At 62.6% G+C, this 14,054-nt stretch carries 9 protein-coding genes; 4 read left to right on the forward strand and 5 right to left on the reverse strand.

What is annotated here, in order from left to right; genetic code table 11:
* Positions 1-345: 345 nt before the first annotated feature.
* The 4 genes from IFU00_13870 (at position 346) to IFU00_13885 (ending at position 7,696) form a co-directional block, all read left to right on the forward strand.
* On the forward strand, positions 346-3,765 hold the full coding sequence (locus tag IFU00_13870) for a TonB-dependent receptor (protein MBD8543368.1): 3,420 nt from the start codon (positions 346-348) through the stop codon (positions 3,763-3,765).
* Positions 3,766-3,967: 202 nt separating this feature from the next.
* A complete protein-coding gene (locus IFU00_13875) occupies positions 3,968-5,653 on the forward strand; it encodes a bifunctional metallophosphatase/5'-nucleotidase (protein ID MBD8543369.1) in 1,686 nt (561 codons plus the stop codon).
* A 16-nt stretch (positions 5,654-5,669) separates the two neighbouring features.
* Entirely contained in the window at positions 5,670-6,731 is a 1,062-nt protein-coding gene (locus tag IFU00_13880; GenBank protein ID MBD8543370.1) for a S1/P1 nuclease, read from the forward strand.
* A gap of 101 nt (positions 6,732-6,832) precedes the next feature.
* Positions 6,833-7,696: a MipA/OmpV family protein gene (locus IFU00_13885; GenBank protein ID MBD8543371.1), complete on the forward strand. Its 864-nt coding sequence runs from the start codon at positions 6,833-6,835 to the stop codon at positions 7,694-7,696.
* 189 nt (positions 7,697-7,885) lie between these two features.
* Here IFU00_13885 and IFU00_13890 read toward each other — a convergent pair whose 3' ends face one another.
* From IFU00_13890 to IFU00_13910, 5 genes are all read right to left on the reverse strand, one after another.
* Positions 7,886-8,383 carry a hypothetical protein gene (locus IFU00_13890; GenBank protein MBD8543372.1) on the reverse strand — a complete coding sequence of 166 codons (498 nt, stop codon included), beginning with the start codon at positions 8,381-8,383 and terminating at the stop codon, positions 7,886-7,888.
* Between the two features lie 752 nt (positions 8,384-9,135).
* Positions 9,136-10,101, reverse strand: coding sequence for an ABC transporter permease (locus tag IFU00_13895; GenBank protein ID MBD8543373.1), 966 nt, complete (start codon positions 10,099-10,101; stop codon positions 9,136-9,138).
* 3 nt (positions 10,102-10,104) lie between these two features.
* Positions 10,105-11,211 carry an ABC transporter permease gene (locus IFU00_13900; GenBank protein MBD8543374.1) on the reverse strand — a complete coding sequence of 369 codons (1,107 nt, stop codon included), beginning with the start codon at positions 11,209-11,211 and terminating at the stop codon, positions 10,105-10,107.
* Positions 11,208-12,737, reverse strand: a complete 1,530-nt coding sequence (locus tag IFU00_13905; GenBank protein ID MBD8543375.1) for an ABC transporter ATP-binding protein — start codon at positions 12,735-12,737, stop codon at positions 11,208-11,210. Before IFU00_13905 ends, IFU00_13900 begins: the two co-directional genes overlap by 4 nt.
* A gap of 96 nt (positions 12,738-12,833) precedes the next feature.
* Positions 12,834-13,850: a BMP family ABC transporter substrate-binding protein gene (locus IFU00_13910; protein MBD8543376.1), complete on the reverse strand. Its 1,017-nt coding sequence runs from the start codon at positions 13,848-13,850 to the stop codon at positions 12,834-12,836.
* Positions 13,851-14,054: the final 204 nt, after the last annotated feature.

Here is a 14,054-nt window from a genome sequence, read left to right on the forward strand (position 1 = left end):
GTGGAATGCCACGCATATAATTCCGCCATGTCATAAAGCGCGCCAAATGACACGATTTCTGTCGCGTAAGGACAACGCCGACGGGGTGATTTATACGAGAAAGCTCTGAATAGCCAAGCCAAATTGAATTTGTCGGGCTGAAAACGCTGATGCATATTGGCGCAATTCTGCTGTAAATCAAACCACACATCGTGTCATTTTGTTGAAACATTGTACCGATACAATCGCAGCCGCTTGCCGGCTGAATCACTGGCGCGGCACGACGAATACAACAAGCAGTAAAGCAGGGGAGGACGTCCGTCGGGCGTCCAACAAACAACTTTGAAGTTCTTTTTGGGGTAATCAATGATCACTCAGCAGCAGATCCGGCTCACCAAGTTGGCGCTGGCTTTGTCAGTTGCGTTGGCGGCGTCGCCGTCGTTCGCACAGAACACCACTTCGGCCGTCGGTGGCCGTATCTCGAACGTCTCGGGTCAGCCGGCTGCCGGCGCGCAAGTGCAGATCCTGCACACCGAGTCGGGTTCTGTCAGCAATGTCGTAACCGACGCTGAAGGCCGCTACGTTGCACGTGGCCTGCGCGTGGGTGGTCCTTACACCATCACTATCACCAAAGACGGCATCACCCAAACCCGCAACAACGTCTTCCTCGATCTGGCGCAGACCGCCGAAGTCGACGCCACCCTGGGCGTGCAGACCGTGACCATCGCCGGTACCGCATCGCGTTCGGAAGTCTTCACGAGCAACAACATGGGTGCGGGCACCGCCATCAGCAACACCCAGCTCCAGACCCAGGCATCGATCCAGCGTAACCTGCAAGACTATGCGCGTGCCGACCCGCGTGTGTCGCAGACCGACAAGGACCGTGGCGAAATCTCGGTCGCCGGCCAGAACTCGCGCTACAACTCGACCACCATCGATGGCGTCGCGATCAACGACACGTTCGGCCTGGAAGCCAATGGCAGCCCGACCGCGCGTCAGCCGATCTCGATCGAAGCGATCCAGTCGGTGCAGGTCAACGTCGCCAACTACGACGTCACCCAGAAGGGCTACACCGGCGCGAACATCAACGCCGTGACCAAGTCGGGTACCAACACCTACAAGGGTGGCGTGTACTACGTGTACCGCAACGACAATCTGTCGGGCGACCGTTACAACCCGATTACCGACGTCTACACCGACGCGCCGAAATCGAAGGAAACCACCAAGGGTATCTGGGCATCGGGTCCGCTGATCCAGGACAAGCTGTTCATCTACGCTCTGGCCGAAAACTTCGAAAGCTCGCGTTCGAGCCCTGAGTTCGGCGCCATCGGCAGCGGCGCCGGCACCACCGTCGGCATCAGCCAGTCGGCCATCTCGGAAGCCCAGCGCATCGCCCAGCAGACCTACGGTGTCGACATCGGCAGCACTGCCGTGCCAACCGGCTCGATGCTGACCTCGAAAGAGCGCCTGGTGAAGTTCGACTGGAACATCACCGACGAACACCGCGCCAACCTGCGTTACGCCAAGACCGAACAGGGCGAGCCGTTCTACCCGGGCTTCTCGGCCACCGGTGTCGGCCTGTCGTCGAGCTTCTACAACCAGGGCAAGTCGATCGAGACCACCGTCGCCCAGTTGTTCTCGGACTGGACCCCGAACTTCTCGACCGAGCTCAAGTTCTCGAACCGCGATTACGATTCGGTCCCGGTCAACGCGACCCGCACGCCATCGATGGCCCTGCAGTTCAGCGGCGCGCTGCCGGCTGACGCACCAAGCGGCCTGTCGACCGCCAACCGTAACATCAACTTCGGTACCGAGTTCAGCCGTCACAACAACGTGCTGCGCAACAAGACCAAGGACCTGTACGCCGGCGCCAACTGGATCGTGGGCGACCATGAAATGAAGTTCGGTGCCGACTACACCAAGAACGATGTCTACAACGCGTTCCTGCAGGGTATCAACGGCTCGTACACCTACGCCTGCCTGGATTCGGCAGACGCGAACTTCTACAGCTTCGGCGCACTGCCAAGCTGCGCACGCGCAACCAATGCACAAGTGCAGCAAGCCGTGCTGGAGAACTTCCAGAAGGGTCGCCCACTGAGCTACAGCCAGCAGCGCGCGCTGCCAGGCGCGTCGCTGAACGATGCGGTTGCCGAGTTCAGCACCAAGAACACCGGCCTGTTCCTGCAAGACACCTGGACCGTCAACGACCAGCTGACCCTGACCTACGGCGTGCGCTACGACCGTAACGATGTCGGCGGCCGTCCATTGGCCAATATTGCTGCTGCCCAGCCACTGGTGGCCGGCAACCCAGCCACCGGCGTGCGCCAGTCCGGCGGCTTCGGTCTGGACAACACCCGCACCATCGATGGTACCGACCTGATCCAGCCACGCTTCGGCTTCAACTACCGCTTCGACAAGTCGCCACGTCCGACCCAGATCCGCGGCGGCTTCGGCCTGTTCCAGGGCGCGGCAGCCACCGTGTGGATGTCGAACCCGTTCTCGGGCACCGGCGTGGCCACCGCCACGATCAGCTGCTCGGGCACCGGCGCAACCCGCTGCCCGACCACCGGCGGCCTGACCAGCTTCAATCCTGACGCCCAGCCTGCCATTGCCGGCGCGATTCCGGCCGCGGACGTCAACTTCCTGGATCCAAGCTTCCGTCAGCCATCGATCTGGAAAACCAACCTGGCGTTCGACACCGAACTGCCATGGTACGGTCTGGTCTTCGGCGCCGAAGCGCTGTACACCAAGAACAAGAACGGCATCTACTACGAACACCTGAACCTGGGCGCAGCAACGCGCAACGGTTCGGATGGCCGTCCGCTGTTCTGGAACGCAGCCGGCCTGAGCACGGCGTGCTACGGCGTGTCGAACAACACGGCGAACATCATCACCAGCTGCGGCGCTGTCAACCGTTCGCTGAACAACCGCAGCTTCAACAACGTGCTGGTGGCGCGTGATACCGACAAGGGCGACGCGAAAGTGCTGACCATGTCGCTGTCGCAGCCGATGACCAAGGGCTTTGGCTGGTCGGTGGCGTACACCTACACCGATGCGACCGAAGTCTCGCCGCTGACGTCGTCGGTGGCCAACTCGAACTTCAACGGCCGTTCGTCGTTCAACCCGAACGAAGAAGTCGCCGCGACCTCGAGCTACGCCATCAAGAACCGCGTCAATGCGCTGATGAACTTCCAGAAGAAATTCTTCGAAGGCTACAACACGCGTCTGGGCGTCTTCTACGAAGGTCGTGAAGGCCGTCCGTACAGCTGGACGTTCAACAACGACATGAACGGTGACAATCTGGCCGGTAACGACCTGATGTACATCCCGACCGCCTTCGGCTCGAACGAAGTCGCTTTCGCAGGTGACACCGCAACGAACCGCGCCAACGAGCAGCGCTTCTGGGACGTCGTCAATGCGAACAAGGGCCTGAGCAAGGCTGCCGGTGGTGTCGTGAGCCGTAACAACTCGACCGCTGAATGGGTCAACACCTTCGACGTGCGCATCAGCCAGGAAATCCCGGGCATCTTCGCACGCAACAAGGCGACCTTCTCGCTCGACTTCATGAACTTCGGCAACCTGCTGAACAAGAAATGGGGCCGTACCGAAGAGATCAGCTTCCAGGGTTCCGGTGGCCAGGCACGCAGCTTCGTCGATGTCGCCGGTATCGATGCACAAGGTCGTTATGTCTACGTCGTGCGTAACGACGTCGAGCGTCAGGACCTGAAGCAAGCCAAGGGCGAGTCGCAGTGGGCAATCCAGGCAACCCTGCGTTACGAATTCTAAGCAGCGCCAATTCGTAGCATGAGGTAGTCAAAACGGCCGGTGGAAACACCGGCCGTTTTTTCATCAAAAAGGTCATTAGCCCTGCTGCTGTAAGGATTTCCTGCGCACAGGCGGCATGGGATAATGCTTGCTGTTGCGCTTATCCAAGCCCCGTTTTTCGGATGCCGGCGACCCCGGCCCGATTCCATAAAAGGTGTTTTTCATGATCGTCTCGCGTCGCGCAAGCGCTCGTCTTTCCACACTCACCGTCGTGCTGCTGCTGGCCGGCTGCGTGACCGCCCCACAGGGCCCGGTCACCATCAATCTGGTATCGCTCAATGACTTCCACGGCAATCTGGAACCAAGCCGCTACGTGCTCAAGGGCGCCGACGGCAAGGACCAGGTCATGCGCGCCGGCGGCGCCGAAGCCGTGGCAGCGGCCCTGCAGGCCTGGCGCAAGGAAGACAAGGAGTTGCTGCTCGTGTCGACCGGCGATATCGTCGGCGCCAGCCCGGCGCTGTCGTCGTTGTGGGCCGACGAGCCGACGATCGAAGTGATGAACATGCTGAACCTGCGCGCGAGCGCGGTAGGCAACCATGAATTCGATGGCGGCCGCAAGGAACTGCTGCGCCAGCAGAACGGCGGCTGTGATTCGCCACATCCAACCAAGGCCTGCAAGTTCACGCCGACGTTTGGTGGCGCCAAATTCACGTACCTGGGCGCGAACGTGATCGACAAGGTCACCGGCAAGCCGATCATCCCGGGCTTCACCATCGAAACCGTCAAGGGCATCAAGGTCGGCCTGGTGGGCGTGGTGCTGCGCGATACGCCGAACATGGTGGTCGCGTCGGGCATCGCGGGCTTGACGTTCGGTGACGAAGCCGAGGCGGTCAACAACGCGCTGCCGGCGATGCGCGCGGCCGGCGCCAAGGTCATCGTGGCCCTCGTGCACCAGGGTGGCCGCACGGTCGAGTCGCCGTTGCAAACCGGTTGCAGCAAGCTGACGGGCGACATCGTCCCGGTCGTCCAGAAGATCGACCCGTCGGTCAAGCTGGTGCTGACCGGGCACTCGCACCAGGGCTATCTGTGCGACGTCGATGGCCGCGTCGTGACCCAGGCCGATACGGCCGGCCACCTGCTCACGCGCGTGTCGATGCAGGTCGAGCCAACCACCGGCGCGGTGTCGAACCTGACCGTTGCCAACGTGGTCATGAAGCCGGGCGAGTATCCGGCCGATCCAAAGATCGCCGCGTATGTCGCGCAAGTGAAAGAGCGCAGCGAAGCCGCATTGACGCGCCCGATCGCGAAGATCGCGACCGCGCCGCTGCTGCGCAAGAATAACGACGCGGGTGAATCGCCCCTCGGCAACCTGGTTGCCGATGCGGCGCTGGACTCGGCGCGCAGCCTGGGCGCCCAGTTCGCCTTCATGAACAACGGCGGCATCCGGCGCGATCTCGAAGCAGGCGCCGACAAGACCGTCAACTTCGGCCAGGCGCAGGCCGTGCTCCCGTTCGGGAACACGACCGTCGTGATGAATCTGACCGGCGCGCAGATCCGCAACCTGCTCGAGCGCCAGTGGCCCGACGGCCCGAACGTGACGTCCAGCGTCCTGCAAGTCTCGCAAGGCTTCACCTACACGTGGGACGCGAAGCGGCCGGCCGGCAACCGGCTGGTGCCGGGCAGCGTCAAGCTCGATGGCAAGCCGCTCGACGACGGTGCAACCTACCGCCTGGCGCTGAATAACTTCCTGGCCGAAGGCAGCGACGGCTATCCGGAATTCGCGCTCGGTACGCAGCGCATCGATACCGGCCTGCGTGACCTGGACGGCTTCATCGCCTACCTGAAAAAACTCGAAGGGCAGGGCGCCGCGCTGGCCCCGGCTACCCCGCGCATCGTGCGCCTCAATTAAGACCATCAGGACCATCATGAAAAAACTCGCATGCGTGCTGGCGCTGACCGGCGCCTTTGGATTACTGGGTGCATCGGACGCCGCCGCCTGGGGCCGCGACGGTCACCGCGCTGTCGGCTCGATCGCCGACAAGCTGCTCAAGGGGACCAACGCGCAAAAGCAGATCGCGCTGCTGTTGCAGCCGGGCGAATCGCTGGCGTCGGTCGCGAACTGGGCCGACTGCGTCAAGGGCACGTACTGCGGCCCGCAGACGCCCGAGATGGTGGAATACGTCGAAGGCAACCCGCGCCACAGCGAATACCACTACACCAACGTGCCGTTCCAGCTCGATCACTACCATGAGCATGGCGTGGGCACGAGCGACGTCGACATCGTGCAGACGCTGGAGCAGTGCATCGCCGTCTTGCAGGGCAAGACCGATCCGGCGCTGAACCCGCACAAGTTCACCAAGCGCCAGGCCCTGATCCTGCTGGCACACTTTGCTGGCGACATCCATCAGCCGCTGCACGTCGGTTCGGCGTTCGTGAGCAAGGACGGCAAGTTCATCGTGCCGAAATCGCGCGCCGAGATCGATGATGCGCTCGTGTTCGATTCGCGCGGTGGCAACAACCTGCTGCTCGATGACGAGAAACTGGCAGCCCTGTCGAAAGGGGTGATTCCGCCCGGTGAGCCAGTCGTCATCAAGGAAGGCGTGCCAAAGGCGCTGACCAAGCCGTTCCACTCGTACTGGGACAGCACGACGGTCGACTACGCATTCCGCCGCATCAAGACGCGCACGCCGGAGCAGTTCGCGGACGTGGCGATCGCCAGCGCGCCGCTGGTTGCGAAAGCCAAAGGCGACGTGGCCACCTGGCCCGTGCAGTGGGTGGAAGACGGCCTGAAGTCGGCCAAGCTGGCGTATGCCGATGTGGTGCCGGGCAAGCTGACGCCGCAGACGGGCAAGAAGGGCGAGACCTACTACACCTTCGCGCTCGAAGTGCCGGACAACTATCCGGTGCCGAGCTCGGAAATCGCCAAGACCCAGCTGATCAAGGGCGGGTACAACCTGGCCGCGATGCTACAGGCAATCTGGCCGTAAGCCCACGGCCTGCAGCGCGCGGATTGTTCGCGCGCGCGGTGCACTTTTGGCACGGCCTCGGATAGAATCCGGTCATCCCCCGACCAGACTCCCGAGGCCCCATGCACGTTCCATTGAAGGCTGCCATCGCGGCAGCCTGCCTGTTTCCCGCACTCCACGCCCACGCACAAACCCCGGCCGGCGCCAGCCTGCCGCTGTGGGAGTTTGGCCTTGGCGCTGCGGCCCTGAGCACGCCTGCTTATCCCGGCGCCGACGATCGCACCAATCGCATCCTGCCCATCCCGTTCCTGCTCTATCGCGGGGAAGTGCTGCGCGCTGACCAGTCGGGTATCGGTGCGCGTCTGTTCCGCTCCGATCGGCTAGAGTTCGATGTTGGCCTGTCCGGGGCGTTGCCGTCTGATTCCGATGACGTCGAGGCGCGCGCCGGCATGCCGGACCTGGGTGCGCTGTTCGAATTTGGCCCGCGCCTGAAAATCCGCGTGGCTGACATTGACGCGACGAGTCGATTGCGTGCCGAACTGCCAGTGCGCGCCGTGATCGAAGCACGCGGTGGCCTGCGGCGCCAGGGCTGGACGTTCGAGCCAAAGCTGGCCTACGAAACGCGCGGCGAACGCGGTCTGTGGTCGTTCGAAGCCAATACGTCGGTGGTGTTCGGCGACAAGCGTATCAACCGCTACTTCTATGAGGTCGCGCCGCAGTATGCAACCGCGAGCCGCGATGCGTACAGCGCCGACGCCGGCCTGGTCCTCGCGCGCGTGGGATTGTTCGCCACGCGCCAGCTCAATCCTGACGTGCGTTTGTTCGGCTACGTGCGTTACGAGTCGTACGCTGGCAGCGCCAACCGCGACAGCCCGCTGCACCTGAAGAATTCGGGCACGTCGGCGGGCATCGGCTTCGCCTGGACACTGGCACGCTCGAGCCGCCGAGCGGCGGGCTTCGAGCCGGTCGATCCCGTTACGCCGTGACATAACGCGGGCATCGTCGGGTTTGACGACAGTCAGCTTCGCTGCTCGTTAATGACACCATCAGAAATCGGCAAGCAAAAGAGCGGCATGTAAAAAGAGCGGGACATCCGCCGCTCTTTTACATGCCGCTCTTTTTGACTCAGGCCGCCACGACGCAGTATCAGCGTCGCTCGGCGCTGTTTCAGGGAGTTACTTCTGCTTGTAAGAAACCCGACCCGATAAGCCAATCGTACCGGCGCCGTTCGACAAGTCTTCGGTACCGCTCAGGGAGCCGCCGCCGGTTGCGTGAAAATAAGTGCCGGAGCCGCCGGTGATGGTGAAGGTGCCACCGTTCATGACGTAGGCAGTGCCTGCGCCGGTAGGAACGAACTGGCCACTGTAGTCGGCGAAAATCTGGTCGCCGTTTGGATACAGCAGGATGAACTTGCCCTTGCTGAAGGTGAACGTCGTGCCAGACTGAGCGAAGCAATCACCGCCCACGAACGCGACCGGCGTTCCTTCAGCCGTCTCACCGTGGCCGGCGAGCTTGCCGCCAAGGGTGGACGCACATTGCGGCGCAGGCCCCACTTTTTCATTGAATACGCCTTTGACTTCAAGCGCTCTGACGACGTTCGGACCGGCAGAGGCCGAGAACGAAGCGGCCATCAAGACCAGGCTGGACAGGAGGCGTACGGAGACAGTCTTCATTACAAAATTTCCTTGGCTGTTAAAAAAATGATATGGCACATACTAAGATAAGAGCAGAAATCTGGTTGTGCGCACGATTCCATTTTTTTACATTGTTGCAGGTCTCCCACATGCTGGGCAGGCTCAGCACGAACAGGGGCAAGGATACGGCAGGGGCACACGGCGGGGTCACACACGGCGGGGTCACACACACGGCGGGGTCAGGTCTGACATTCAGACACGGACTCAACACACACGGCGGGGTCAGGTCTGACATTCAGACACGGGCTCAACACACGGCGGGGTCACACGGCGGGGTCACACACACGGCGGGGTCAGGTTTGACATTCAGACACGGGCTCAACACACACGGCGGGGTCAGCACACGGCGGGGTCAGGTCTGACATTCAGACACGGGCTCAACACACACACGGCGGGGTCAGGTCTGACATTCAGACACGGGCTCAACAAAAGTCTATTGATGAAAGCCCTTATGAACGGACTAAGGCAGAGCCCGTGTCCAAATGTCAGACCTGACCCCGGCTGTTTGACCCCGGCTGTTCTTGACCCCGGCTGTTCTTCAAAGCCCTTCTGAACGGGATTGGGCAGAGTCCGTGTCCAAATGTCAGACCTGACCCTGGCTGCTAGAGTCCGTGTCCAAATGTCAGACCTGACCCTGGCTGCTAATGTTAGACCTGGCCCTGGCTGCTTTTGACGCTGCCAGGGCGGCAGCGTCATTGTTCAGGCACCGGCCGGCACTGGCCGGCGGAGGATCAACGCGACTTGACGAACGGCTTGCCCAGCGCCTTGGGCGCCACCGACTTGGCCATCAGGCCTGCCAGCACGACCACCGTGACGATGTACGGAATCATCTGGATCAGCGAACCCGGAATGCGGCCCACGACCGGCAGGTCGACGCCTTCGATCTGGATCTGCACTGCGGCAAAGAAGCCGAACATCATGCAACCCAGCACCGTGTGCACGGGGCGCCAGTTGCCGAACACCAGCGCCGTCAGCGCCAGGTAGCCGGCGCCGGCCGACATGTCGCGCAGGAAGAAGCCGCTCTGGACGATCGACAGGTAAGCGCCCGAGAACGAGCACAGCACGCCGGCGATGATCATCGCCGTGTAACGGGTGCGCTGGACCGAGATGCCGGCCGCGTCGGCCGCGTGCGGGTTTTCGCCGCAGGCGCGCAGACGCAGGCCGAAGCGGCTGTAGAACAGCACCCAGTGCACGATCGGGAGCAGGGCAAAGGCCAGGTACACCAGCACCGAGTGCCCGCCAATCAGGCTGCCGTAAACCCAGCCCAATACCGGCACGTCGGCCACCAGTTCGGTCCCGGGCAGGATGACGCTCGCGAGGCGCGCCTCGCCGAGGTCCGGCGTGCGCCCGCCCTGCTGGAAGAAATACTGGGCGACGACGAACGTCAGCCCGCTCATCGCGATATTGATCGCAATGCCGGCCACGAGCTGGTTGCCCTTTTGCGTGATCGAGACGAAGGCCTGGATCAGCGCCAGCACGACGGAGGCGACGATGCCGGCCGCGATACCCAGCCAGGGATCCTGGTAGGTGTAGGCAACGCCGGCCGAGACGAAAGCCGACGCGAGGATCTTGCCTTCGAGGCCGATGTCGACCACGCCGCTGCGCTCGGCGAACAGGCCGGCCATGGCCGCGAACATCAGCACCGGCGCGTTGCGGATGGTGGAGACGACGATACTGGCGAACTGGAAGTCTTCCATGGCTTATCCCTTGCTTGCGCCGTTGTTGGAGCGTGTTGCGTTGATCAGTTTAAGTACCGCCGGCGCGTACATGTTTTCCATGGCGCCGCAGAACAGGATGATCAGGCCCTGGATGAAAATGAAGGTCTCTTGCGGGATGTTCGGTTTTTCCAGCGACAGGTCAAAACCGCCCTGGATCAGCGCGCCGAACAGAATCGACGAGAGTAGGATGCCCACCGGATGCTGGCGGCCCATCAGTGCAATCGCGATGCCGATGAAGCCCGCACCGGCCGGGAAGTTCAGGCTCAGGTAGTGGGTTGAGCCGAGGATCGAGTTCACCGCCGCCAGGCCCGCGAGGGCGCCCGAGATCAGCATCGCAATGATGATCGTGCGGCTGATGCGCACGCCCGCATAGTGCGCGGCGTGGGCGTTCAGGCCCGTCGCCTGCAGGCGGTAGCCCCAGCTCGAACGCGACACGGCCACCCAGTAGACCACCAGCGCGACCAGGGCCAGCAGGAAGGCCAGATTCAGCGGCGTGCTCTCGCCGAAGAATGGCAGCCAGTTCGACAGCAGCGGGATCGCGGCAGCGTCGGTGAAGGTGCGGCTGGCCGGGTTCTGGTCACCCTCGGGGATCATGTACTTGACGATGATGAAGTTCATCAGGCCGGCGGCGATGAAGTTGAACATGATGGTCGTGACCACCACGTGGCTGCCGCGCTTGGCCTGCAGGTAGCCCGGCAGGAATGCCCAGGCGGCACCGAAGACGGCGCTGGCGACGATCGCCAGCGGGATCAGGAGCCACGGCGAGAGCGTCGCGTCGAACGCCAGCATCGCCAGCGTCAGGCCCAGGCCGCCCAGATACATCTGGCCCTCGGCGCCGATGTTGAACAGACCCGCCTTCATGGCGATCGACACGGCCAGGCCGGTGAACACGAAGGTCGACGCGTAGAACAGCGTATACGACAGGCCTTCCGGATTGATGACGGCGCTGTTGACGAGGATCTGCAGCGACTCGACCGGGCTTTCGCCCAGCAGATGGATCACGAGCGCCGCGACCAGCAGGGCAGAGAGCAAATTCAGGACCGGCAGGACAAAGCCCGAGGCCCAGCGTGGGAGTTCAGTGGTTTTCATGATTTGTGCATCCCGCCCATCAACAGGCCAATGCGGGTCGTGTCGAATTCGTCGATCGGCAATTCGCCGGTAATGCGCCCGCCCGACATCACGATGATGCGGTCCGCCAGCGCGCGCACTTCTTCCAGCTCGGTCGAGACCAGCAGGATCGCGACGCCCTCGTCGCGCAGGCGCAGCAGTTGCGTGTGGATGCTCTCGATGGTGCCGATGTCCACGCCGCGCGTGGGCTGGCCCACCAGCAGCAGCTTGGGCGAGGCCGACACTTCACGCGCGATGACGACCTTCTGCTGGTTGCCGCCCGAGAGCAGGCCGATACGCACGTTGGGGTCTTTCGGGCGCACATCGAAGGCCTCAAGCAAATGCGCGCAGCGCTTGGCGATGGCGTCGAAATCGAACAGGCCCATGCCTTTCGTGACGCGCTCCTGGTAGCCGAACACGGTGTTCTGCATGACCGAGAAATCCTTGATCACGCCGTCGCGCAGGCGGTCTTCCGGCACGTGGCCGATGCCCATGTCGCGCAGTTCGGCGGGCAGGCCGTCGGCGTTCGAGCGGCCAGCGAAGGGCAGGGGTTTGCCCTCGAGCGAGACCGTGCCGGACGTTGGCAGGCGCATGCCCGACAGGATGTGCATCAACTCGCTCTGGCCATTGCCCGACACGCCGGCAATGGCAACGATCTCGCCAGAGCGCACCGACAGGGCGATATCGCCCAGCAGCTGCACGCCGTTCGCGTCCTTCAGTTGCAGGTTCTCGACCTGCAGCACCGGGGCGCCCGGCGCATACGGTTTGCGCGGCAGGTTGCCTTCGATCGGACGGCCGACCATCATGTTGGCCAGCTGCTCCTTGCTGGTGTCGACCGTGGCGACGGCGCCGGCCAGGCGGCCCGCGCGCATCACGGTCACCTGGTCGGTGATGTCCATGATCTCGCCCAGCTTGTGGGTGATCAGGATGATGGTCTTGCCCTGTTCCTTGAACAGCCGCAGGATGTCGAACAGCGACGCGATTTCCTGCGTGGTGAGCACGGCGGTCGGCTCGTCCAGGATCAGGATTTCGGCGCTGCGGTAGATCTGCTTAAGGATTTCAACGCGCTGCTGCGCGCCCACCGACAAATCGGAAATCACAGCCAGCGGATCGACGTCAAGGTGGTAGCGCGCGCAGATTTCGCGCAGCTTCACCTCGGTCTCGCGGCGTTTTTTCGACAGCTTGAAGGCGCCTTCGGCCCCCAGCATCACGTTGTCGAGCACCGTCATGTTCTCGACCAGCATGAAGTGCTGGTGCACCATGCCGATGCCGAGCCCGATGGCTTCCTGGCTCGAGCGGATCTGCTGCTCCTTGCCGTTGATGACGAGCTGCCCGCTGTCGGCGTGGTAGTAGCCGTACAGGATGCTCATCAGGGTGGATTTGCCCGCGCCATTTTCGCCGATCACACCATGGATCGAACCCTTGGCGATCGAGAAGCTGACGTCGGCGTTCGCCTGCACCGGCCCGAAGGCCTTGCTCACGTTGCGAAATTCTACGGCTGGCTGCATTGCGATCTGTCGTAAAAAGGAAGTGTGCTTATCATTCAAAAGCGCGCCGGACCGGTAATCAACCGGCGCGGCGCGCTTCGAATGGAATGAAGGTGATCAGACCGGGCAGGAACTGCCGGCGCGGTAATCGATGACCTTGATCTTGCCGTTGATGATGTCCTGGCGTACGCCGTTGACGCGTTTTTCGATTTCCGGCGTGACGACCGCGCGGTTATCCTTGTCCAGCACCCAGTCGACGCCGCCTTCTTTCAGGCCCTTGTAGGTGACGCCTGCTTTCCAGGTGCCTTTCTTGACGGCCATGAACGAGTCATACACTGCCACGTCGACGCGCTTGACCATCGAGGTCAGCATCGTGCCCGGGTGCAGGTAGTTCTGGTTCGAGTCGACGCCCACGGCCAGCTTGCCCTTGGTCTTGGCCATCTGCAGCGCGCCCATGCCGCTGCCGCCGGCCACGGCGAAGACCACGTCCACGCCGCGGTCAAATTGCGCGCGTGCCAGCTCGCCGCCCTTGGCCGGATCGTTCCAGGCTGCTGCCGTGGTGCCGACCATGTTCTGGATGATTTCCGCTTTTGGTGCCTGCGCCTTGGCGCCCTGGCCGTAGCCGCAGGCAAACGCGCGGATCAGCGGAATGTCCATGCCACCGACAAAGCCGAGCTTCTTGGTCTTGGACGCCATGGCCGACGCCACGCCGACCAGGTACGCGCCTTCCTGTTCCTTGAACATCACCGATTCGATGTTCGGGCCTTGCGCCACGCTGTCGATCAGGATGAAGCGCACGTTCGGGAATTCGCGGGCGACTTTTTGCACGGCCTGGGTTTGCGAGAAACCGATGGCGGCGATCAGGTCGACCTTCTTGCGCGCCAGGCCGCGCATGACTTGCTCGGCCTGGGTATCGCTATTGGCCTGGACCTCGAACACTTTCACGCCGGTCTCTTTCGTGAAGCGCTGCAGGCCCTCGAAGGCCGACTGGTTGAACGACTTGTCGAACTTGCCGCCCGCATCGTAGACCATGCCAAATTTCGGCGCGGCGATCGGTGCGGTCGATGGCGCCGCCAGCGCGCTGCCGGCAAGGCACATGGCCGCCACGGTGATGCTGAGTTGCTTGAATTTCATGGTTGAGCTCCTGGAATAGCGATATTGTACCCGCCGCATGCCTTGCGATGGGATCGGCTGCGCGATTGTCGCAGCACGGCGCCGTGCAAGTGGTTACGGTTTGTATCTGGGGAGGGTCGTTGGGGCCAGGCCCGCGCCCTTCGGGCACAAGCTGTCAAATATGCATCAAGCTGCAAGTTGATGACAAATACGATTTTACTTCCC

The organism is Oxalobacteraceae sp. CFBP 8761, from assembly GCA_014841595.1.
GTDB lineage: Bacteria > Pseudomonadota > Gammaproteobacteria > Burkholderiales > Burkholderiaceae_D > Telluria.

Bases quoted from the DNA above. Each gene is read 5' to 3' on its own strand.
- IFU00_13870 (MBD8543368.1), top strand. From the start codon at position 346: ATGATCACTCAGCAGCAGATCCGGCTCACCAAGTTGGCGCTGGCTTTG.
- IFU00_13875 (MBD8543369.1), top strand. From the start codon at position 3,968: ATGATCGTCTCGCGTCGCGCAAGCGCTCGTCTTTCCACACTCACCGTC.
- IFU00_13880 (MBD8543370.1), top strand. From the start codon at position 5,670: ATGAAAAAACTCGCATGCGTGCTGGCGCTGACCGGCGCCTTTGGATTA.
- IFU00_13885 (MBD8543371.1), top strand. From the start codon at position 6,833: ATGCACGTTCCATTGAAGGCTGCCATCGCGGCAGCCTGCCTGTTTCCC.
- IFU00_13890 (MBD8543372.1), bottom strand. From the start codon at position 8,383: ATGAAGACTGTCTCCGTACGCCTCCTGTCCAGCCTGGTCTTGATGGCC.
- IFU00_13895 (MBD8543373.1), bottom strand. From the start codon at position 10,101: ATGGAAGACTTCCAGTTCGCCAGTATCGTCGTCTCCACCATCCGCAAC.
- IFU00_13900 (MBD8543374.1), bottom strand. From the start codon at position 11,211: ATGAAAACCACTGAACTCCCACGCTGGGCCTCGGGCTTTGTCCTGCCG.
- IFU00_13905 (MBD8543375.1), bottom strand. From the start codon at position 12,737: ATGCAGCCAGCCGTAGAATTTCGCAACGTGAGCAAGGCCTTCGGGCCG.
- IFU00_13910 (MBD8543376.1), bottom strand. From the start codon at position 13,850: ATGAAATTCAAGCAACTCAGCATCACCGTGGCGGCCATGTGCCTTGCC.